General features: G+C 63.0%; 17 protein-coding genes and 2 tRNA genes. 11 read left to right on the top strand and 8 right to left on the bottom strand.

The window, feature by feature from the left end:
* Positions 1 to 94: 94 nt before the first annotated feature.
* The gene (locus tag JN756_RS10275) at positions 95 to 1,057 is read right to left on the bottom strand and encodes a zinc-binding dehydrogenase (protein WP_026140008.1); all 963 of its coding nucleotides are present in this window, start codon (positions 1,055 to 1,057) and stop codon (positions 95 to 97) included.
* A gap of 138 nt (positions 1,058 to 1,195) precedes the next feature.
* On the opposite strand from JN756_RS10275, the gene JN756_RS10270 reads away from it, so the two are divergent.
* Both JN756_RS10270 and JN756_RS10265 read left to right on the top strand, forming a co-directional pair.
* The gene (locus JN756_RS10270) at positions 1,196 to 3,277 is read left to right on the top strand and encodes a carboxy terminal-processing peptidase (RefSeq protein ID WP_169850794.1); all 2,082 of its coding nucleotides are present in this window, start codon (positions 1,196 to 1,198) and stop codon (positions 3,275 to 3,277) included.
* A 118-nt stretch (positions 3,278 to 3,395) separates the two neighbouring features.
* Positions 3,396 to 5,165 (top strand): bifunctional diguanylate cyclase/phosphodiesterase, encoded by a 1,770-nt coding sequence (locus JN756_RS10265; RefSeq protein ID WP_057005839.1) that lies wholly within the window; start codon positions 3,396 to 3,398, stop codon positions 5,163 to 5,165.
* Here the strand turns inward: JN756_RS10265 and JN756_RS10260 are convergent.
* The 4 genes from JN756_RS10260 to bamJ all read right to left on the bottom strand — a co-directional run bounded on the left by JN756_RS10260 (position 5,162) and on the right by bamJ (position 7,480).
* The gene (locus tag JN756_RS10260; RefSeq protein ID WP_017846885.1) at positions 5,162 to 5,533 is read right to left on the bottom strand and encodes a hypothetical protein; all 372 of its coding nucleotides are present in this window, start codon (positions 5,531 to 5,533) and stop codon (positions 5,162 to 5,164) included. The two genes, JN756_RS10265 and JN756_RS10260, sit on opposite strands and share 4 nt — an antisense overlap.
* Positions 5,530 to 5,868, bottom strand: a complete 339-nt coding sequence (locus JN756_RS10255; protein ID WP_046385332.1) for a helix-turn-helix domain-containing protein — start codon at positions 5,866 to 5,868, stop codon at positions 5,530 to 5,532. Before JN756_RS10255 ends, JN756_RS10260 begins: the two co-directional genes overlap by 4 nt.
* Positions 5,869 to 5,974: 106 nt before the next feature.
* Positions 5,975 to 6,433, bottom strand: a complete 459-nt coding sequence (locus tag JN756_RS10250; protein ID WP_017846883.1) for a YkvA family protein — start codon at positions 6,431 to 6,433, stop codon at positions 5,975 to 5,977.
* Positions 6,434 to 6,748: 315 nt separating this feature from the next.
* On the bottom strand, positions 6,749 to 7,480 hold the full coding sequence (gene bamJ, locus JN756_RS10245; RefSeq protein WP_017846882.1) for a BamJ family beta-barrel-assembly machinery protein: 732 nt from the start codon (positions 7,478 to 7,480) through the stop codon (positions 6,749 to 6,751).
* Positions 7,481 to 7,727: 247 nt separating this feature from the next.
* On the opposite strand from bamJ, the gene JN756_RS10240 reads away from it, so the two are divergent.
* The 8 genes from JN756_RS10240 to JN756_RS10200 all read left to right on the top strand — a co-directional run bounded on the left by JN756_RS10240 (position 7,728) and on the right by JN756_RS10200 (position 19,357).
* Positions 7,728 to 9,539, top strand: coding sequence for a di-heme-cytochrome C peroxidase (locus JN756_RS10240; RefSeq protein ID WP_108524449.1), 1,812 nt, complete (start codon positions 7,728 to 7,730; stop codon positions 9,537 to 9,539).
* Positions 9,540 to 9,568: 29 nt separating this feature from the next.
* Complete coding sequence (locus tag JN756_RS10235; RefSeq protein WP_407691837.1) at positions 9,569 to 10,699, top strand: catalase family protein; 1,131 nt, start codon at positions 9,569 to 9,571, stop codon at positions 10,697 to 10,699.
* 522 nt (positions 10,700 to 11,221) lie between these two features.
* Positions 11,222 to 11,320 (top strand): K(+)-transporting ATPase subunit F, encoded by a 99-nt coding sequence (gene kdpF / locus JN756_RS32085; RefSeq protein ID WP_074851717.1) that lies wholly within the window; start codon positions 11,222 to 11,224, stop codon positions 11,318 to 11,320.
* A 107-nt stretch (positions 11,321 to 11,427) separates the two neighbouring features.
* Positions 11,428 to 13,134, top strand: a complete 1,707-nt coding sequence (kdpA, locus tag JN756_RS10225) for a potassium-transporting ATPase subunit KdpA (protein WP_046384148.1) — start codon at positions 11,428 to 11,430, stop codon at positions 13,132 to 13,134.
* Positions 13,135 to 13,144: 10 nt separating this feature from the next.
* The gene (kdpC, locus tag JN756_RS10220) at positions 13,145 to 13,804 is read left to right on the top strand and encodes a K(+)-transporting ATPase subunit C (protein ID WP_046384149.1); all 660 of its coding nucleotides are present in this window, start codon (positions 13,145 to 13,147) and stop codon (positions 13,802 to 13,804) included.
* Positions 13,805 to 13,816: 12 nt separating this feature from the next.
* Positions 13,817 to 15,886: a potassium-transporting ATPase subunit KdpB gene (gene kdpB, locus JN756_RS10215; protein WP_108524447.1), complete on the top strand. Its 2,070-nt coding sequence runs from the start codon at positions 13,817 to 13,819 to the stop codon at positions 15,884 to 15,886.
* Positions 15,887 to 16,016: 130 nt separating this feature from the next.
* Positions 16,017 to 18,668: a DUF4118 domain-containing protein gene (locus JN756_RS10205; RefSeq protein WP_201022074.1), complete on the top strand. Its 2,652-nt coding sequence runs from the start codon at positions 16,017 to 16,019 to the stop codon at positions 18,666 to 18,668.
* Entirely contained in the window at positions 18,665 to 19,357 is a 693-nt protein-coding gene (locus JN756_RS10200) for a response regulator (RefSeq protein WP_046384152.1), read from the top strand. The genes JN756_RS10205 and JN756_RS10200 overlap by 4 nt, the downstream gene beginning before the upstream one ends.
* On the opposite strand, the gene JN756_RS10195 is transcribed toward JN756_RS10200, so the two are convergent.
* Complete coding sequence (locus JN756_RS10195; RefSeq protein WP_169885617.1) at positions 19,317 to 20,240, bottom strand: LysR family transcriptional regulator; 924 nt, start codon at positions 20,238 to 20,240, stop codon at positions 19,317 to 19,319. The genes JN756_RS10200 and JN756_RS10195 overlap by 41 nt on opposite strands.
* A 107-nt stretch (positions 20,241 to 20,347) precedes the next feature.
* Between JN756_RS10195 and JN756_RS10190 the strand changes: the two genes are divergently transcribed.
* Positions 20,348 to 21,868 carry an MFS transporter gene (locus JN756_RS10190; RefSeq protein ID WP_108524446.1) on the top strand — a complete coding sequence of 507 codons (1,521 nt, stop codon included), beginning with the start codon at positions 20,348 to 20,350 and terminating at the stop codon, positions 21,866 to 21,868.
* A gap of 80 nt (positions 21,869 to 21,948) precedes the next feature.
* Here the strand turns inward: JN756_RS10190 and JN756_RS10185 are convergent.
* Positions 21,949 to 22,025 (bottom strand) — tRNA-Asp (locus tag JN756_RS10185).
* A gap of 19 nt (positions 22,026 to 22,044) precedes the next feature.
* Positions 22,045 to 22,120: transfer RNA gene (locus JN756_RS10180), tRNA-Val, on the bottom strand.
* Positions 22,121 to 22,229 lie beyond the last annotated feature (109 nt).

Raw genomic sequence — 22,229 nt, 5'->3', positions numbered from 1 at the left:
CCCCGATGGCGGTGTATCAGATGAAATATTCTTCACTGACACACCGTCATCGGGGGCAAGCCCCCTCCCACATTGACCACATTCCAATTCGGGATCAGGTCAGGCTGTCGTCGATCACCAACACCAACTTGCCGGAAATCTGGTTGGTCGCCAGCTCAGCAAACGCCGCCTCGGCATCGTTGATCGGGAAGGTCTTGGCCAGTTGCGGGCTCAAGCGGCCTTCGGCAAACAACGGCCAGACATGCTGGCTCAGGTCACTGAACAGGTCGGCCTTGAACTGATCGTCACGGCTGCGCAGGGTCGAGCCCAGCAGTTGCACTCGCTTGCCCAGCACCTGCGCCAGGTCCAGTTGCGCCTCGCGCCCGCCCATCAGGCCGATCAGCACCCAACGACCGTCCAGGGCCAGCAACTTGAGGTCCAGCGCCGCGTAGCTGGCGCCGACCGGGTCGAGGATGACGTCGAACGGCCCGAAATCCCGCAGCCCTTCGATACCGTCCGTGCGGACCACGCCGCCCTGGGCGCCGAGGGCTTCACAGTAGGCCAACCGATCCGCCGAGCCGACACTGACCCAGCACGGGCTGCCGAATGCCTTGCACAACTGGATCGCCGCCGAACCCACGCCACTGGCGCCGGCATGCAGCAACACCTTCTCGCCGGGCTTGACGCCCGCCAGTTGGAACAGGTTCAACCACGCGGTGCTATACACCTCGGGCAATGCCGCCGCTTCGATCAACGACAGGCCTTCCGGCACCGGCAGCACGTGACGGGCGTCCACCACCACTTCCTCGGCCATGCCGCCGCCGGCCAGCAGCGCGCAGACGCGGTCGCCGACCTGCCAGGACGAACCCGCGCCGACCTCGCTGATCACCCCGGAACACTCCAGGCCCAACACCTTGCTGACGCCCGGCGGCGGCGGATACAGCCCCGCACGCTGCAATAAATCGGCACGATTGAGGCCCGCAGCCGCCACCCGAATGCGAACCTGACCTACATCGCATGTAGGACTTGGCTCTTCCAACCACTCCACATGACCTTCAACGCCTTGCAATGCTTTCACAGTGCCTCCATAGTGAGTCTGGACTGAGCCCGTAGCTGTATCGCCGGGCTTTTTGCATTATGCGACCGGCCCAAATGGAACCGGCGACTTCAAAGACGGCCTAATATGCGTTATCAATTGCCCCCGCGTCGAATCAGCATGAAGCATTTGTTCCCAAGCACCGCCCTAGCTCTTTTCATTGGTCTCGGCTTGTCGTCGATGTCGACCAATACGTTCGCAGCCAACAGCTGGGACAATCTTCAGCCTGATCGCGATGAGGTGATTGCCAGCCTTAACGTCGTCGAGTTGCTCAAGCGTCATCACTACAGCAAGCCGCCGCTGGACGACGCTCGCTCGGTGATCATCTATGACAGCTACCTCAAGCTGCTGGACCCGTCGCGCAGCTACTTCCTGGCCAGCGACATCGCTGAGTTCGACAAGTGGAAGACCCAGTTCGACGACTTCCTCAAGAGCGGCGACCTGCAGCCCGGGTTCACCATCTACAAGCGTTACCTGGACCGCGTCAAAGCGCGTCTGGACTTCGCCCTGGGTGAATTGGACAAAGGCATCGACAAGTTCGACTTCACCGAGAAGGAAAGCCTTCTGGTGGATCGCAAGGACGCCCCTTGGCTGACCAGCACCGCCGCCCTGGATGACCTGTGGCGCAAACGCGTCAAGGACGAAGTGCTGCGCCTGAAGATCGCCGGCAAAGAGCCAAAGGCCATTCAAGAGCTGTTGACCAAGCGCTACAAGAATCAGCTGGCACGTCTGGACCAGACCCGTGCCGAAGATATCTTCCAGGCCTACATCAACACCTTCGCGATGTCCTACGATCCGCACACCAATTATCTGTCGCCGGATAACGCGGAAAATTTCGATATCAACATGAGTCTGTCGCTGGAAGGCATCGGTGCCGTCCTGCAAAGCGACAATGACCAGGTGAAAATCGTGCGTCTGGTACCGGCCGGTCCGGCAGACAAGACCAAGCAGGTCGCCCCTGCCGACAAGATCATCGGCGTGGCCCAGGCCGACAAAGAGATGGTCGATGTGGTCGGCTGGCGCCTGGACGAAGTGGTCAAGCTGATCCGTGGGCCGAAAGGCAGCGTGGTGCGCCTGGAAGTGATTCCGCACACCAATGCGCCGAACGACCAGACCAGCAAGATCGTGTCCATCACCCGTGAAGCGGTGAAGCTCGAAGACCAGGCCGTGCAGAAAAAAGTCCTCAACCTCAAGCAGGATGGCAAGGACTACAAGCTGGGCGTAATTGAAATCCCGGCCTTCTACCTGGACTTCAAGGCCTTCCGGGCCGGCGATCCGGACTACAAGAGCACCACGCGCGACGTTAAGAAGATCCTGACCGAGCTGCAGAAAGAAAAAGTCGACGGCGTGGTCATCGACCTGCGCAACAACGGCGGCGGCTCCCTGCAGGAAGCCACCGAGCTGACCAGCCTGTTTATCGACAAGGGTCCGACCGTGTTGGTGCGCAACGCTGACGGCCGTGTCGACGTGCTCGAAGACGAGAACCCGGGCGCCTTCTACAAAGGCCCGATGGCGTTGCTGGTCAACCGCCTGTCGGCCTCGGCCTCGGAGATTTTCGCCGGCGCCATGCAGGACTATCACCGCGCCTTGATCATCGGCGGCCAGACCTTCGGCAAAGGCACCGTGCAGACCATCCAGCCGCTGAACCATGGCGAGCTGAAACTGACCCTGGCCAAGTTCTACCGGGTTTCCGGGCAGAGCACCCAGCATCAGGGCGTGCTGCCGGACATCGACTTCCCGTCGATCATCGACACCAAGGAAATCGGCGAGAGCGCCCTGCCCGAGGCCATGCCGTGGGACACCATCCGTCCTGCGATCAAGCCCGCGTCGGACCCGTTCAAGCCATTCCTGGCGCAGTTGAAGGCTGACCACGACACCCGCTCCGCCAAGGATGCCGAGTTCGTGTTCATCCGCGACAAGCTGGCCCTGGCCAAGAAGCTGATGGAAGAAAAATCCGTCAGCCTCAATGAAGTGGATCGTCGCAAGCAGCACGCCGACATCGAGAATCAGCAACTGGTGCTGGAAAACGTCCGCCGCAAGGCCAAGGGCGAAGACCCACTCAAGGAACTGAAGAAAGAAGATGAAGACGCGCTGCCAGCCGAGGCGGATAAAACCAAGCCGGAAGACGACGCCTACCTGGCCGAGACAGGCCGGATTCTGCTGGACTACCTGAAAGTGACCAAACAGGTGGCCAAGCAGTAAATGATGGCTATTTAATGTGATCGCTCCGCAGAGTGTCATCATATAGACATCATTCTGTCGTGAAATAAAGGACCGTCGGCTCACCGCCTGCGGTCCTTTTTTTTCGATCGAGATCGCCATGACCATGACCGAACAGCTGAATGCATTGGGCTCTATCCTGGCTCAAGGCAGTTTGCACAGCCTGTTCCAACCGATCATCTGTCTGTCCGAGCGGCGTATCCTCGGCTACGAAGCCCTCAGCCGTGGCCCGTCCAACAGCCCGCTGCACTCCCCGGTCGCCCTGTTTGCCGTGGCCGGCCATGCCGGGCGCCTCAGCGAACTGGAAATAGCCTGCCGCGAAAGCGCATGCCGACGCTTCAGCGAGCAGAAGTTGCCGGGCAAGCTGTTTCTCAATATCTCGCCGGAATCCCTGATGGAAACCGCGCACCAACCGGGCCGCACCCTGCAACTGCTGCGGGACTTCGGCATCCCCCCCAGCCAAGTGGTGATCGAACTCACCGAGCAGTCGCCCACCGACGATTTCGACCTGCTGCAAACCGCCCTGCATCACTACCGCGACATGGGTTTCGCCATCGCACTCGACGACTTGGGCGCAGGGTATTCCAGCCTGCGCTTGTGGTCGGAACTGCGTCCGGATTACGTGAAGATCGATCGGCACTTTATCGACGGCATCCACCAGGACGCGCTCAAGCGCGAATTTGTCGGTTCTATCCTGCAGATCGCCCGGGCGTCGCGCGCCCAGGTGATTGCCGAAGGCATCGAGCTGCCGGAAGAGCTGGCGGTGCTGACCGAGATGGGGGTCGACCTGGTCCAGGGTTATTTGCTCTGTCGTCCCCAAGAACACCCGCCGCAGGAAGCGCGCCTGATGCTACCCAAACCCGATAACGCCAACATTGCCCTCAGCGAAGAAGGCAGTGACCTCAGCGCCCTGCTCAACGAGCAGCCGGCAGTGAATCAGGACACCGCCACCGCCCAGGTGCTGGAGTCCTTCCGCCGCCAGGCCAACCTCAACTCCCTGGCGGTGCTGGATGGGCGCGACCGGCCGGTCGGGATTGTGCATCGCCATTCGTTGTCCGACGCCCTGCTCAAACCCTTCGCCACCGACCTGTTCGCGCGCAAGCCGATCAGCCGCCTGATGAGCGATGATTTTCTCGCTGTGGAGTTGAGCCAGTCCCTGCAACAGGTCAGCCGGCTGCTGACCAGCCGCGCCCGCCAACGCATCGAGGAAGACTTCATCATCACGCTGAACGGCGACTACCTCGGCCTGGGCCGGGTGATCGATGTGCTCAAGCTGATCACCGAGCTGAAGATCCAGCAGGCGCGCTACGCCAACCCGTTGACCCTGCTACCGGGCAACGTGCCGATCCAGCAGTGCCTGACACGACTGTTGCAGCAGCAACGCGAGTCGGTGATTTGCTACGTGGATATCGACAGCTTCAAGCCGTTCAATGACATCTATGGCTACGGGCGTGGCGATGAAGTGCTGCTGTGCCTGGCGCAATGCCTGAATGACCGGGTCGACCCCAGCCGCGACTTTGTCGGGCATATCGGCGGCGATGACTTTTTGCTGGTGCTCGGGCCGCAGGATTGGCGCAAACGGCTCAATCAACTGCTGGACGATTTCCACACCCAATGCCGACGCTTCTATCGCGCCGAACATCTGGACGCCGGCTGCTTTGTGGCCTTGAACCGCCAGGGTGTGCGCCAGGAATATGCTCTGTTGTCGCTGTCCATCGGCGTGGTGCATTTGTATCCACAGGCCTGTGGACAACTCGATGCCAGCCAGTTGGCGGAGCTGGCGTCCCAGGCCAAACACCATGCCAAGGACATCGCCGGTTACAGCATCCACGTGATCGACAGCCTGGACATGCTGCCCCTGCCGGTTTAAGCCTCGGCGGATTCCGGGTACTCGTATTCGAACACGCGCACCACCTCCGAAGCGTGCCAGGACGCGGCGGCCACGCCATCGGAAGGCCCGCAAAAACGCCCCAGGCGCTCCACGCATTCAAAAAAACCGGTACGCGGCAGGCGGCTGGCACCCTGGCTGATCACCAGGGAACTGCGCAACGGCTGCTCGGCCTTGGCATCCAGCGCCGCCAGATGTTCCAGGGCGGCGGTGAGGGTCTGCATCGCCGGCGTGGGAAATTGCAGGCGCTCCAGCAGCGCACGGTAAGTCAGCAAGTGGCGCTGGCGGCGCGCCTGGTCCAGTTCGTGGAGTAACCCATCCCAGTGTTGACGGCTGATACGTAGGCTCAAGATTCATCCCTCCAACCTGCCACGCCCAATTCCCAGGCCAGACTGCGGCGGATCGCGGCATCCGGCTGGCGTTCACCACTTTCGATCAATCCGAGGTACGAGGGGCTGATCCCCACGGTACGGGCCAGGGCTTCAATAGCCAGGCCCTTGGCTTCGCGCAAGCCGCGCAGGTCTGCAAGCGGGTGCAGGTCCTGGGCTGGCGCGGCGTGGGCAGTAGAAGAAGGTGCTGGTGCGGGTTGCTGCTGACCGGCGGCTTTTAGCAGCGCCTGGTACTGATCCCATGGCAACACCGCATATTCGGGTTCGCCATCCCGTGAAATTATCTGAATATCCATGACAGCCCCGTAGGATAACAACACTTACTAAGTAAGCACTTTCCTTAAGCGCTTTCCTAAGGAGTGTAATCCTAACAGCCACAAAGGTCGCAGGGGGATCGCCGTATCATGGGGTTTTTTGCCGGTTTTCCTGGGCCAGCAGCGCGGGCGTCGCAGGCAGGCGCTCAACCACGGCGAGCTTTTCCGGACGCTGCGCCTCACGCCAGGCGCGAAAGGCGCTCAGTTCGGCGCTCAGGCTCTTCATGACCCAGGCCAGCACGGCGATGTCGTCGAGCATGCCGAACATGGGAATAAAGTCCGGTATCGCATCGATCGGACTGAGGAAATACATCAGTCCTGCGACGACCGACACCAGCGCCTTCGGGCTGATCGCGCGGTACTCGCCCCGCCAGTAGGCCAGGCACAGGGCCTGGAGCAACTTGAGGTCATCCTTGAGCTTACCGAGGCGGTTGCCCTGGCTTGCGCCCTTGGCCGCCACGGCGAACAACAGCGTCGGCAAACGCCCACGCCCCAGCAAGCGCGCGGCCATGGGCAGAAAACGGGCGAAATTGAAGGGTGGTTTCATTCGGCACTCCAGTTCCATGGGACAGAGAAGGTTATCCACACAAATTGTGGATAACCTTGTGAACAGAGCCGGTTTTCACCGCTGAGAGCCACGGTTTACAAGGCCTTCAGTCAGATCGGGCGTTTTTTGCGCACATCAAAAAAACCCAAGAATTCATTGACTTGGCGCTTGCGTCCGGCTACCTGCACTCGAGTCTTGATCAGACTGCCGCACCTTGCGGACGTTCGTTTGGGTTTGCACAGGCTTGAGTGTGCAAGCGTGCGGCAGAAACAACAACGCCCCGTCGAGACGGGGCGTTGGGTGTTCAGGCGCCGATTACTTCTTGGCGGCTGGTGCGTCAGGAGCTTCAGCCTTGGCCGGGTCCTTGATACCCAGCAGTTCCAGGTCGAATACCAGCACGGAGTTGGCCGGAATCGCCGGGCTCGGGCTCTGGGCACCGTAAGCCAGGTCGGACGGGATGTACAACTCGACCTTCTCGCCGACGTGCATCAGTTGCAGGCCTTCGACCCAACCCGGAATCACACCGCTGACCGGCAGGTCAATCGGGCTGCCGCGATCCACGGAGCTGTCAAAGGTGGTGCCGTTGGTGAGCTTGCCGGTGTAGTGAACAGTCACTACGTCGGTCGGCTTAGGCTGAGGGCCGTCGGCTTTCTTGGTGATCTTGTACTGCAGGCCGGAAGCCGTGGTGACTACACCGTCTTTCTTGGCGTTGTCTTCGAGGAATTTCTTGCCGGCGGCTGCCGACTCTTCGCTCATTTTGGCCATGCGTTCTTCAGCACGCTTTTGCAGTGCGGCAAACGCTTCAACCAGTTCGTCGTCTTTCAGCTTCTGCTCTTTCTTGCCGACGGCATCTTCAATGCCCTGGGCTACCGCTTTGGAATCCAGGTCATCCATGCCTTCTTGGGCAAGGCTTTTGCCCATGTTCAGGCCGATACCGTAGGAAGCTTTCTGCGCCGGGGTTTTCAGCTCTACGCTGGTCTGCGAATCACAACCCGCAAGTACCAGGCTAACCAGGGCCACCGCCGCCGCCAACCGATGCTGTTTCATGCTATTTCCTTGTTCATGCGCCAAAAGGGCAATCGAATAAAGTCGCGAGCTTATCAGGCGGCCACGACCAATGGCTACCGGCATCTGAGCAGGAAACTTCTGATAAGTTCACGTGTTTAAACGCATTTTCATTCATGATGGGCGCCCGCGACGGATCGCGGGACTGCCTGTCAGCAGGACCATGGCCACTTGCCGCACCTGTGGCGTAGTGGCATAACAACGCAATCACTCGACAAGGATAGTTATCTTGCGCATTTTTTCCCGTGTTTTATTGCTGATTCTCGCCCTGCTGGGCCTGATCCTGGCGGTGGTGCTCTATTACACCGTCAACCCCAGGCTGCCGGACTACGTGCCCGTGGAACAGGTACGCTACCAGGACCAATGGAGTGCCGCCGACCGCCAGACCTATTACTTCACGCCCCAGGGCACCCAGGTAAAAGGCCTGCATTACGACTGGTTCACCGCGCTGGAACTGCCGTTTTCCGAACAGCGCTTCGCCGCCCCGGAGTACCTGGCACGCTTCGGCTTCCTGGTCGACCCCAAGCAAGTGCCCAGCACACAAAACCCCGGCAACCTGCCGGTCGGCTTCGCTCGGCACAAGAATGCCGGCAACAATACCGAATACCTGGACATCACCTGCGCCGCCTGCCACACCGGCGAACTGCATTTCAACGGCCAGGCCCTGCGCATCGACGGCGGTTCGGCCCAGCACGTGCTGCCGTCCAGCGTGCCGACCTTGCGCGGCGGCAGTTTCGGCCAGGCCCTGGTGGCCAGCCTTGCCGCGACGTATTACAACCCCTGGAAATTCGAGCGCTTCGCCCGCAAGGTGCTCGGCCACGATTACGACACTCACAATGAACAACTGCTGCGCCAGGACTTCAAACAGTCGCTGAACCAGTTCCTCAAAGTCGCCTGGAACGACACCCATCGCGGCCTCTACCCCACCGAAGAAGGCCCGGGGCGCACCGATGCCTTCGGCCGCATCGCCAACGCCAGCTTCGGCGACGCGATTTCGCCGGACAATTACCGCGTTGCCAACGCGCCTGTGGACTACCCGCAGCTGTGGGATATCTGGACGTTCGACTGGGTGCAGTGGAACGGTTCAGCGCAACAACCGATGGCGCGCAATATCGGCGAAGCCCTCGGCGTGGGAGCCACCCTGGGCTTCTTCGACAACGCCGGCCAACCGCTTCAGGGCGACGCGCGCTACCCGTCGAGCGTGCGGGTGCGCGACCTGAACCTGATCGAAGAAACCCTGCAGCGCCTCAAGCCGCCGACCTGGCCGGAAGACCTGTTCGGCGCCATCGACAAGCCCCTCGCCGCCCAGGGCCGCGCACTGTTCGCCGAAAACTGCGCCGGCTGCCATGTGCCGGCCGTCACCCAGCAAAATGGCCGCCCGGTACAGCAACTGAAGATGCTCCCGGTGGACGCCATCGGCACCGACCCTGGCGCCGCCAACAACATTGCCGACCAGCGCTATGACCTCAGCACCTTGAAATGGGACCCGGCGGAGCTGGCCAAACTGAATGTCGAGTTGCACCCCACGCCCACCGAACCGCTGGACCTGAAAAAAATCTCCGTGGCCAAGGGCCTGGCCTACGTCACCGCCTTCGTTGAGGACCACGCCTACCGCGCCGCCGGCGTTACCCCGGCCGAGCGCCCACGCCTGGACGGTTACGGCCTGCCCATCGGCGTGCGCGAATTGCGCGCCTACAAAGCGCGGCCGCTGGCCGGCGTGTGGGCCACCCCACCGTTCTTGCACAACGGCTCGGTGCCGACGATCTACCAGTTGCTCTCGCCCCAGGACGAGCGCGCCACCACCTTCTATAAAGGCACCTTCGACTACGACCCGCGCCACCTGGGCTTTCAGACCGACGCGTTCAAAAATGCCTTCCTGTTCGATACGCGCATCACCGGCAACCACAACAGCGGCCATGAATTCCGTGCCGGCCAGCGTGGCAACGGGGTCATCGGCCGCGGCCTGCTGCCCCAGGAACGCTGGGCGCTGCTCGAATACCTCAAAGTCCTCGGCGGCCCGCTGGAGCAACAACTGCCATGATTATCCACTCGCACAACCAGCAACCGTCCATGCTCGCGCGCCTGTGGCTGCGCCTCGGCACCGTGCTCGGCAAAACCCTGGCATGGCTGCTGGCCCTTGGCCTGCTCGGCTGGCTGGCCGCCACCGCCTGGTACGCCTGGCAGTACAGCGGTCCGGTGTCGCCGGATGAGCAGATCCCGTCCGGTGAAGCGGCAATGACCCAAGGCATTATCCAGACGGCAGTGCGTATCGTTGACCAACACCGCGAAGGCACGCGCTACCTGCGCGACGCCCACGCCAAGGCCCACGGTTGCGTGAAGGCCGAAGTCAGTGTGCTGGCCGACCTCGACCCGGCGTTACGCCAAGGTGTGTTCGCCGAACCGGGCAAGACCTGGCACGCCATGATGCGACTGTCCAACGGCAACGCCTACCCGCAATTCGACAGCATCCGCGATGCACGCGGCATGGCCATCAAGCTGCTCGACGTGCCGGGCAAACAGCTGCTCGCCGACCAGCAAGCGCGGGCCGAGCAGGACTTCGTGATGTTCAGCCACCCGAACTTCTTTGTCAGCGACGTGGCCGAATACGCGCAGAACATCGGGGCCCAAGCAGACGGCAAGAAGGTCCTGGCATTTTTTCCCAAGCTCGACCCGCGCAGTTGGCAGGTGCGCCACCTGTTCATCGCCCTGGCGACCCTGGCCCCCGCGCCAGCCAGCCCGACCCAGACCACGTACTTTTCCGTCTCGCCCTACAAGTTCGGCGCGGCCAACGCCAAGTTCCGCGTCGCACCCGACCCGCAAAGCTGCCCGGATTACGTGCCGCCCAAACAGAACCAGGACCTGCCGAACTTCCTGCGCAGTGCGCTGAACCAGCAACTGTCCACCGACCGCGTGCCGGCGTGTTTCGTGTTGCAGATCCAGCGGCAGAACCCGCAGAAGTTCATGCCGATCGAAGACACCAGCATCGAATGGAAGGAAAGCGATGCGCCCTATGAAACCGTGGCCAAGGTGACGATCCCCGCCCAGGATTTCGACACGCCGGCGCTGAACCTGGCGTGCGACAACCAGTCGTTCAACCCGTGGTTCGGGCTGGAGGCGCATCGCCCCATCGGCGGGATCAACCGGTTGCGTAAAGCGGTGTACGAAGCCGTCAGCGACTATCGGCATAGCCGCAATTTGTAAGGTTGGGGCTGTGTGGGAGGGGGCTTGCTGCCTCCCACATTTAGATCTCATTACAATAAGCAGATGTTGTGTCGTTCTGCTTTTCGTAAAGAATGCGTATAGATTGCCAATTCGCCATAACGATTACGTCGCCTCTATTGAGTCACTAAGCGCGAACGTTCTACCGTCACTTCCTACCCCCAAACATCCGTAGGAAGTCATCGTGGAAAGTTCAACTTTAGGCATGGTCGTCCTCTCAATGATTGCACTCTTCGGCACCGCCGCGTTTTGCTTCGAGCACCTCGCCACGCGCAGCGAGAAGAAAAAGAAAGCCAAATAAACAGCGCGTCAACATCAGCAGAACCCCAGTTTTTCAAGGGATACCCGGGCGGCGGGCTATCCCTTTTTTTCGTTCGCCTCGCATAACTTCGTCTCTATACCGTCTTAATACCGCCGCCGCTAATCAGTGCCTGGGCTTGATACCCCAGCGATTAACCTCCCCGCGTCCGCCATTGCGGCTTATTCATTCAGGGGAGTTACACCGTGCTCACACTCACGTTCATTTATATCGCCAGCGGCTTATGCGCCGTGGGGCTGTTCGCTTACTTGGGCTACGCACTTATTCGCGCAGAAAAATTCTAGGGAGTTCGCCATGTACGACCTGATGTTTATTGGCCTCTCCCTGGTGTTTTTTGTTGCGACTGCCATGGCCATTGTCGCCATGGGCAAGATTTGAACGGAGCCACGACATGTTAAGCACGCTGCTGGAATTTGCGCTGGTCCTGGGGTTGATGACGGGACTCGCGGTACTGATGGGCAAATGGCTGACCCGGGTGTTCACCGGGACTTACCATGCCTGGCCGGAACGTTGTACCTATCGCCTGCTGGGCATCGACCCGCAGGAAAACATGGGCTGGGCCCGCTACGGTTCGGCGCTGTTGCTGTCGAACGCGGCGATGATGCTGCTGGGCTATCTGGTCCTGCGCCTGCAGGCGGTGATGCCGATCAACCCGCTGGGGCTGGCCGCGCAAACGCCGGACCTGGCGTTCAACACCACGGTGTCCTTTATTACCAACACCAACTGGCAGGCGTACTCGGGCGAGACGAGCCTGTCGAACTTCAGCCAGATGGCGGTCATCACCTTTCTGATGTGCGTCGGCGCCACCTCCGGCGTGGTCGCGGCGGCCGGTTTCATTCGCGGCTTGAGCCGCTCCAGCTCGGGCGACCTCGGCAACTTCTGGGTCGACTTCACCCGCACGCTCTACCGCGTAATGCTGCCGCTGTGCCTGGGCATGGCGCTGGTGTATGTCTGGCAGGGCATGCCGCAGACCTTCGCTTCCCAGGCGCTGGTCACCACGCTGGAAGGCGCGCAGCAGCAGTTGATTGTCGGCGCGGTGGCCAGCTTTGAATCGATCAAGCACATCGGCACCAACGGCGGCGGTTTCTTCAGCATGAACGCGGCGCACCCGTTCGAAAACCCGACGCCGCTGACCAACATCCTACACATCCTCAGCATGTTGCTGATCCCGTCGGCATTGACCTACACCTTTGGCAGCATGCTGGTGCAGCGTCGTCAGGGCTGGGTGTTTTTCGGCACCTTCCTGGTGATGTTCATCGGCTTCCTCGCCCTGGTCTACGGCGCCGAGCAAAACGGCAACCCGCTGCTGACCCAGGCCGGCGCCAACCAGAGCCTGTCGCTGGAACAAAGCGGCGGCAACATGGAAGGCAAGGAACTGCGCTTCGGCATCGCCGACAGCAGCCTGTTCATCGCCACCACCACCGCCGCGACCACCGGCTCGGTCAACACCATGCACGACTCGCTGACCCCCATGGGCGGTTTCGTGCCCTTGGCGCAGATGATGCTCAACTGCGTGTTCGGCGGCGACGGCGTGGGCTTTATCAACCTGATCCAGTACGCCCTGCTGACGGTGTTTCTGGTGGGCATGATGATCGGCCGCAGCCCCGAGTTCCTCGGCAAGAAAATCGAGGCGCGGGAGATGAAACTGGTGATGCTCTCGGTGCTCGCGCACCCCATCAGCATCCTCGGTTTCACCGCCCTCGCCGCCCTGTGGCCCGACACCCTGGCCAGCCTGAACAACCTCGGCCCCCACGGTTTCAGCGAGGTGCTCTACGCCTATACCTCCGGCACCGCCAACAACGGCTCGGCCTTCGCCGGCTTGAACGCGAACACGCCGTTTTTCAACACCACCATCGGCCTGGCGATGTTGATCGGGCGCTTCTTCACCATGCTGCCGATGCTCGCCGTGGCGGGTTCCCTGGCAATGAAGAAAACCGTGCCTGCCGGTGCCGGCACCATTCCCACCGCGACCCCGCTGTTCATGTTGCTGGTGGTGTTCGTGGTGCTGGTGGTCGGTGGCCTGACCTTTTTGCCGGCGCTCGCGCTCGGCCCGCTGGTGGAGCAACTGCAGTTGCTGTCCGGCCAGACGTACAACTGAGGACACGTGGATGACGACTCAATCGATATTCAAAGGGCTGTTGCGCCCGGTGCTGGTTTCGGCGGTGTTTTTCATGCTGTTGACGGGGTTCGCCTACCCGGCGCTCACCACCGTGACCGCCCAACTGGTGTTCCCGTTCCAGGCCCGCGGCTCGCTGATTGAACGCGACGGCCTGGTCATGGGCTCGGCCCTGATCGGCCAGCACTTCACCCGGCCGGAGTACTTTCACGGGCGCCCGAGCATGACCCTCGGCGCCGACCCGCAAGACCCGAGCAAAAGCGTGTCGCAGCCATACAACGCCGGCTCCAGCGGCGCCAGCAACCTGGGGCCGACCAGCCAGAAGCTGGTGGACCAGGTGGCCGCACGCGCCCACGCCTATCGCCAGGACAACGGCCTGGCCGCCGATGCCCTGGTTCCGGTGGACGCAGTCACCGCTTCCGCTTCAGGCCTCGACCCGCATATCTCGCTGGCCAATGCGCGGCTGCAACTGCCACGGGTGGCGCGCCTGCGGCAGATCCCCGAAGCCGAGCTGCTGCAACTGGTCAACCAATACACCAGCGCGCGCACCCTCGGCCTGCTCGGCGAACCACGGGTCAATGTGCTGCAACTCAACCTTGCGCTGGACGCCCGCCTGCCATCGCGTCAGCCCCCTATTGCGGCCAGTGAGTAAGAGATTTCCCTCATGAAGAATGCTCGTTTACCTCTGTTTGATCGCGCCATCGTCCTCACCGCGTGTGGGGATGCGCTGAAGAAACTGCAGCCCCAGGCGCAATGGAAAAACCCGGTGATGTTCGTGGTCTACCTGGGCAGCATCCTCACCACCTTGCTGTGGTTCCAGTCCCTGGGCGGCCAGGGTGAAGCGCCCAGCGGCTTTATCCTCAGCATCACCTTGTGGCTGTGGTTCACCGTGCTGTTCGCCAACTTCGCCGAGGCCCTGGCCGAAGGACGCAGCCGCGCCCAGGCCGCGAGCCTGCGCGGCATGAAACGCCAGACCCTGGCCAAGTTGCTGCAACAGCCCAAGCACGGCGCGGCGTGGCTGCCAACGGAAGCGACGCTGCTGCGCAAAGATCAGGTGGTGCTGATCGAAGCCGGCGACCTGGTGCCGCTGGACGGCATCGTGATTGAAGGCGTGGCGTCGGTGGACGAAAGCGCGATCACTGGCGAATCGGCACCGGTGATTCGCGAGGCCGGCGGCGACTTTTCCTCGGTCACCGGCGGCACCCGTGTGCTGTCGGACTGGCTGGTGGTGCGTATCAGCGTCAACCCCGGCGAGTCGTTTCTGGACCGCATGATCTCGATGGTCGAATCGGCCAAGCGCCAGAAGACCCCGAACGAAGTGGCGCTGACCATCCTGCTGGTGGGCCTGACCCTGTTGTTTCTGCTGGTGATCGCCACGCTGAGCCCTTACTCGATCTTCGCCGTGGTCATGAGCGGCAGCGGCAGCGTGGTCAGCGCCACGGTGCTGGTGGCCTTGCTGGTGTGCCTGATCCCCACCACCATCGGCGGCCTGCTCTCGGCCATCGGCGTGGCGGGCATGAGCCGGATGATGTCGGCCAATGTCATCGCCACTTCCGGGCGGGCGGTCGAAGCGGCGGGCGACATCGACGTGTTGCTGCTGGACAAAACCGGCACCATCACCCTGGGCAACCGTCAGGCCAGCAGCTTTTTGCCGGCGCCGGGGATAAAAGAGGCCGAGTTGGCGGACGCCGCGCAACTGGCGTCCCTGGCCGATGAAACCCCGGAAGGCCGCAGCATCGTGGTACTGGCCAAACAGAAGTTCGACATTCGCGCGCGGGACATTCACCAGTTGGGCGCCAGCTTTGTCCACTTCACCGCGCAAACCCGCATGAGCGGGGTCGACCTGCCCGAAGGCCGGGCGATTCGCAAAGGTGCGGCGGACGCGATTCGCAGCCATATCGAGGCGTTGGGCGGCAGTTTTCCGACAAGCTTGCAGGCCAAGGTCGATGAAGTCGCGCGGCGTGGCAGCACGCCGCTGGTGGTCAGCGACGGTGCCAAGGCGCTGGGCGTGGTCGAACTCAAGGACGTGGTCAAGGGCGGCATCAAGGAACGCTTCGCCGAGTTGCGGCGCATGGGCATCAAGACCGTGATGATCACCGGCGACAACCGCCTGACCGCTGCCGCCATTGCGGTGGAGGCCGGCGTGGATGACTTCCTCGCCGAAGCCCGCCCGGAAGACAAGCTGCAATTGATCCGCGACTACCAGGCCCAGGGCAAGCTCGTGGCGATGACCGGCGACGGCACCAACGATGCGCCGGCGCTGGCCCAGGCCGACGTGGCGGTGGCGATGAACAGCGGCACCCAAGCCGCCAAAGAGGCCGGCAACATGGTCGACCTCGACAGCAACCCGACCAAGCTGATCGAAGTGGTCGAGGTCGGCAAACAGATGCTGATGACCCGCGGCGCCCTCACCACCTTCAGCGTGGCGAATGACGTGGCGAAGTACTTTGCAATCATCCCGGCGGCATTTGTCGCGACCTATCCACAGCTCGGCGCATTGAATGTGATGCACCTGGCCAGCCCCAACTCGGCGATTCTCAGCGCGGTGATTTTCAACGCGCTGATCATTGTCGCGCTGATTCCCCTGGCCCTGCGCGGTGTGACCTACCGCTCGATCGGCGCGGCGGCGTTGCTCAACCGCAACCTGCTGATCTACGGCCTGGGCGGGGTGCTGGTGCCGTTTGCCGGGATCAAGCTGATCGACCTGCTGCTGACGGGGTTGGGCCTCGTATAGCGCCCCATCCACTGTAGGAGCGAGCTTGCTCGCGAAGGGCGTTAACGATAACGCGGGAAACCTGACACCCAACGGCACCCTCAGGTTTTTCGCGAGCAAGCTCGCTCCTACAGACAACTAGAGGAAGAATATGCCCGCCTTAAACGATGCACGCCCCGACCCCGACGCCCTGCTGGCGCGGGTACAACAAGAAGAACAGGCCGCCTTGCGCGGCAAATTGCGTATCTACTTCGGCTCCAACGCCGGGGTGGGCAAGACCTGCGCCATGCTCGCCGCGGCGCAACGCGAAGTCGCCCTGGGCCGCGACGTACTGGCCGGGGTGGTGGAAACCCATGGCCGCGCGGAAACCGCCGAGTGGCTCCATGGCCTGGAACAACTGCCCCGCGCCGCGCTGCAGCATGGCGAGTTCGCGCTCAGCGAATTCGACCTCGACGCCGCCCTGCGCCGCCATCCCGCCGTGGTGTTGGTGGATGAACTGGCCCATAGCAACGTGCCCGGCTCGCGCCACCCCAAACGCTGGCAAGACGTGGAAGAGCTGCTCAGCGCCGGCATCGATGTCTGGACCACCCTCAACGTGCAGCACCTGGAAAGCCTGAATGACCTGGTCAGCGGGATCATCGGCATCCGCGTGCGCGAAACCGTGCCCGACCATGTGTTCGATAACGCCCACGACGTGGTGGTGATCGACCTGCCGCCGGACGATCTGTTGCAACGCCTCAAGGACGGCAAAGTGTACCTGGGCCCGGCGGCGTCGCGTGCGTCGCAACATTTTTTCCGCAAGGGCAACCTGCTGGCGCTGCGCGAACTGGCACTGCGGCGCACGGCCGACCGGGTCGACACGCAAATGCGCGTGTACCGCCGCGAACAGTCGATCAAGGCCCTGTGGCCGGCCCGCGAACGGCTGCTGGTCGGCGTGGCCGGTGACGCTGGCGATGAACGCCTGGTGCGTGAAGCGGCGCGCCTGGCGCAGAAGCTGGAAGCGGACTGGATTGTGGTCCACGTCGCGTCGGCCCAGGGACGCGGCGCCCAGCGCTACCTGAGCGCGATGAAGACCCTGGCCCTGGCCGGCGAATTCGGCGCCGACACGGCCACACTGCCGGGCATGGACGTCGCCGAAGCCCTGGTCGCCTGCGCCCGCGAGCACAATGCCAATCGCCTGGTGCTCGGCCATCATCCGCGCCGCCGGTGGCGGTTCTGGCATCAGTCGGTCAGCGACCGGATCAGCCGCCATCACCCGCAAATCGATCAGATCGTGATTGCCCACGGCCTGCTACCGGGCAAGCCCGTCGTGCACGAAAAACCCGCGGCGCTGCCCGGCACTCGACTGGCCTACCTCTGGGCCAGCCTCGCCTGTTTCGCCGCCAGCGCCGGCGCCGCCCTGCTCTTGCAGGTGTTCGACCTGGCCAACGTGGTCATGCTGTTTTTGCTCACCGTCGTGTTGGTGGCGCTGCGCTATGGACGCGGCCCCGGCGTGTGGGCCGCGATGCTCGCGGTGCTGTGTTTCGACTTCTTTTTCGTACAGCCGCGCTATTCATTCACCGTCAACGACACCCAATATTTCTTCACCTTTGCGTTGATGCTCGGCATCGCCCTGATCACCGGCCAACTCACCGCGCGCCTGCGCCACGAAGCGCGCACCGCTGCCGCGCGCGAACGCCGCGCAACCTCCCTGGCGCGCCTGGCCCGCGACCTGTCGGCCGCGCTGACCGTGGAGCACATCAGCGAAGTCGCGCTGCGCACCTTCAGCGGCGTCTTCGAAGCCCGGGTCGGCCTGGCCCTGCCGGATGCCGCCGATGGCGTACACAGCGTCAGCGCGGGCGGGCTGCCGATCGACGACAGCATCGCCCAATGGGCTTACGACCACGGCCACCCCGCCGGCCACGGCACCGACACCCTGTCGGCGGCCAAGGGCTGCTACTTGCCGCTCAAAGCGCCGATGCGCGCGCGCGGCGTGCTGGTGCTGGAACTGGCGCAGAGCGAGCGCCTGAACGACCCACAGGAACGCCGCCTGCTCGAAGCCTGCATGAGCCAGCTGGCGATTGCCCTGGAGCGCGTGCATTTCGTCGAGGTGGCGCAAAGCACCCTGGTGCAGATGGAAGGCGAGAAAATGCGCAACACCCTGCTCGCGGCGATTTCCCACGACCTGCGCACGCCCTTGACCACGCTGATCGGCGCCGCCGACACCGCCCTGCCCCACGCCCCGCCGGGGCCGCTGACCGATCTGCTGCACGGCATCCACGAACAAGCCACGTCCATGCAGCGCCTGATCGAAAACCTGCTGGACATGGCACGCATGCAAGAACGCGGCGTGCGCCTGAACCGCCAATGGCACTCGCTGGAAGAAATCGTCGGCAGCGCCCTGCGCCAATTGCGCGAACCGTTGGCGCGGCACCCTGTCCACACCACGCTCGACGCGCACTTGCCGCTGGTTGAAGTCGACGCGCTGCTGATCGAGCGGGTGCTGGTCAACCTGCTGGACAACGCCGCCAAGTACACCCCGCCGGGCACCGCTATCCGCGTGGCCGCGAGCCAGGTCGGCGAGGGCATTGTGCTGGAGGTCAGCGACACCGGCCCCGGCCATGCGCCGGCGAATCTGTTCGAACCCTTCACCCGCGGCCAGCAGGAATCGTCCGTCGCCGGCATCGGCCTGGGCCTGGCGCTGGCCAAACGCATCGTCGAGGCCCACGGCGGGCGCATCGACGCCAACCCCGGCCGCGCGTGCGGCATGCATTTCATCATCACGCTACCGGCGGGCACCCCGCCCGTCATGGAACCCTTATGAGCACTGCACGCATTCTGATTGTTGAAGACGAGGCCAACATCCGCCGCTTTGTCGGCATTGCCCTGCAAGATGAAGGTTTTCAGGTGTTCGAGGCCGACAGCGTCAAACGCGCGCTGATCCATGCCGCCAGCCGTCAGCCGGACCTGGTGATCGTCGACCTCGGCCTGCCGGACGGCGATGGCAAACAACTGATCAGCGAACTGCGCGGCTGGCTGGCGGTGCCGATCCTGGTGCTGTCGGCGCGTGACCGCGAAGAAGAAAAAGTCGCCGCCCTGGACGCCGGCGCCGATGACTACCTGACCAAGCCGTTCGGCGTGCCCGAACTGCTCGCACGCATCCGCGCCCAACTGCGCCGGCATGGGCAGACCGGCAGCGTGGTGGCGACCAGCAAGGTGGCGTTCGGCGAGATCGAGGTCGACCTGGCCACCCATGAAGTGTCGCGCTCGGGCCAGCCGGTCCACCTGACGCCCATCGAGTACCGCTTGCTCTGCGCAATGATTCGCGGCCAGAGCCGGGTGCTGACTCACCGGCAACTGCTGCTGGACGTGTGGGGCCTGGACTACGTCGACCGCGCCCACTACCTACGTGTACACATGGCGCATTTGCGGCAAAAACTCGAGGCCGACCCGGCGCAGCCGCAGTACTTCATTACCGAGTTGCAGGTGGGCTACCGGTTGGTCGGGTTGTGAACAGGCGCGCGGCGGCGAAGTCCACGAACACGCGGATTTTCGGCGAGAGATGGCGACTGGACGGCCACAACGCCCAGAACTGGCCCTCGTCCTCGCAGTGGCCCTCCAACACGGTGTCCAACTGCCCTTGGGCGAGCGCTTCGCGGGCGAGAAAGTCCGGCACGTAGGCAATGCCGTGGCCGTCGACGGCGGCGCTGAGCATGGCTTCCATATTGTTCAACGTCAGCGCCGTGGGCAGGCGCAACGCCGTGATCGCGGGGTTGGCGGACAACGTCCAGTCCATGATCTTGCCGGTGGTGGCAAACCGATAACGCAGGCATGGGTGGCGCTCAAGATCGGCGAGGGTTGCCGGCCGCCCGTGCTCGCGCAGATACGCGGGCGATGCACACAGCACAAACCTGAACGGCCCCAGCTTGCGGGCCATCAAGCTCGAATCGGCCAGGCCGCCGCTGCGGATCACCACGTCGAAGCCCTCCTCGATCACATCCACCAGGTGGTCGTTGAAATCCAGTTCCAGCTCGATCTCCGGGTAGGTCTGCCTGAACGCGAGCATATGCGGAAAGAGAAAGCGGTAGCCGATGGTCGGCAGGCTGACGCGCAATTTGCCACGGGGCGCTTGTATGGCATGGGAAAGCATGGCGCGGGCGTCGTGCAGGTCGTCGAGAATTTTCCGACAGCGCTCGTAGAACAAGTGACCTTCGGCGGTCAGGCCGACTTTGCGCGTGCTGCGGTGCAGCAGGCGCACATTCAGCGAGGCTTCGAGTTTGGCGACATTCTTGCCCACCGCCGAGGCGGAAACCCCCAGTGCCCGCGCTGCCCCCACGAAGCTGAGGGCTTCTGCCGTTTTGACGAAGGCGATCACGCCGCTGAGATTATCCGTCACGCCATTACATCCATTCAGTCCGTTATGAGTGGAATGTAAGGCTATTTATCGATGATTGCATCCTGTCTAGAGTCTTTGTCTTCATAAAACAGCCGGAATGCCCCCCCATGCACACCACCACCGAGACCCTGCCCGCCCCGGGCCGCCATGCCATCCTGGCCGCGATTTGCCTGGCGGCGTTGGTGTTGCCCATGAGCTTTACCGGCGGCGCTGTCGCCACGCCATTTATCGGCCAGACATTCGCCGCCCACCCCACGCAACTGGCGTGGATCACCAACGCGTTCATGCTCAGCTTCGGCAGCTTGTTGATGGCCGCCGGCACCCTCGCCGACCGCTATGGGCGCAAGCGCCTGTTTTTATGGGGCATGGCACTGTTTACTGGCGCCTCCCTGTGGCTGACGGTGGCACCGGGCATGCTCTGGCTGGATGCCTTGCGCGCACTGCAGGGCGTCGCGGCGGCCATCGCGCTGGCCAGCGGTTGTGCGGCGCTGGCCCAGGAATTTGACGGGCATGCGCGCACGCGCGCCTTCAGCCTGCTGGGCACCACCTTCGGCGCGGGGCTGGCGTTTGGCCCGCTGTTGTCGGGGCTGCTGATCGAACAGTGGGGCTGGCGCGCGATTTTCCTCGGCACGGCCGTGCTGGCAGGCCTCTCGCTCATGCTCGCCGCGCCGACCCTGCGGGAAAGCCGCGATCCCCGGGCACTGCGCCTGGACACGGCCGGCGTGCTGACGTTTTCGGCCATGCTGGTGAGCTTGACCACAGCGGTCATCCTCGCGCCGGAGCAGGGTTGGGGCGCGGCGAGCACGCGGTACCTGCTGGCGGCGGCCGCCGTGTTGCTGCTGGTGTTTATCCTCGTTGAACATCGCGTCCGCCACCCGATGCTCGACCTGCAGCTGTTTCGCTTTGCGCGCTTCCTTGGCGTGCAACTGCTGCCGATCGGCACCTGTTACTGCTACATCGTCCTGATCGTGTTGCTGCCGCTGCGCTTTATCGGCGTCGAAGGCCACGGCGCGTCCGAGGCAGGCTTGATGATGCTCGCACTGTCGGCGCCCATGCTGGGGGTGCCGATGCTCGCGGCGACGCTCACGCGCTGGCTGTCGGCGGGCGTGCTGTGCGCCATTGGCCTGCTGATCGCGGCGGCGGGCTTGTATGCGCTGAGCCTGGTTCAGGTCGGCCAGCCGTGGCAGACAGTGGTCGCGATGCTGATCATCGGCATCGGCACCGGGTTGCCATGGGGCTTGATGGACGGGCTGGCGATCAGCGTGGTTCCCAAAGAACGTGCGGGCATGGCGGCGGGGATTTTCAATACCACACGCGTGGCCAGTGAGGGCGTGGCGCTGGCGGTTACCCTGGCGGTGTTGAGCGCCCTGGTTGCGCGTCATCTGCCGCAGCACACGGCGCTGGACGTTTCCGTCATTGCGCAGAGCCTGGTCATGGGCAATGTGCAGCACGCCAGTGCGAGCCTGCCCGTGGCGGTGTTGCGCACGGCCTATATCGCCGGCTTCAACAACTTGTTGCAACTGCTGGCGGGCTTCACCCTGCTGACGGCGGCGGCGGTGTTGATTTTCCTCGGTCGACGCCCCATCGCGCCCCTCCACGCCGAGGCCGCACAGGGAGCGCCGAGCTGAATGGCAGGCACAAAAAAAGCCCGCTCGATGAGCGGGCTTTCTGTGGTGACCTGGCGTTCAGCGTTCCAGGTTACCGAATATGGCGCAGCGGACGGGACTCGAACCCGCGACCCCCGGCGTGACAGGCCGGTATTCTAACCGACTGAACTACCGCTGCGCGTAACACTTGAAGCGAATGGTGGGTGATGACGGGATCGAACCGCCGACCCTCTGCTTGTAAGGCAGATGCTCTCCCAGCTGAGCTAATCACCCTTCACTTTCGGTGTGGGCCGCATCATATACGAAAAATCCGCAATGTGTTGATTTAAATGCAATTTATTTTAAATATTTTTCAATGAGCGGCGCGCCCCGGTAAAAACGG

It is taken from the genome of Pseudomonas sp. Y39-6, from assembly GCF_023651955.1.
GTDB lineage: Bacteria > Pseudomonadota > Gammaproteobacteria > Pseudomonadales > Pseudomonadaceae > Aquipseudomonas > Aquipseudomonas veronii.
This window is presented reverse-complemented; position numbering and strand designations above follow the sequence as displayed.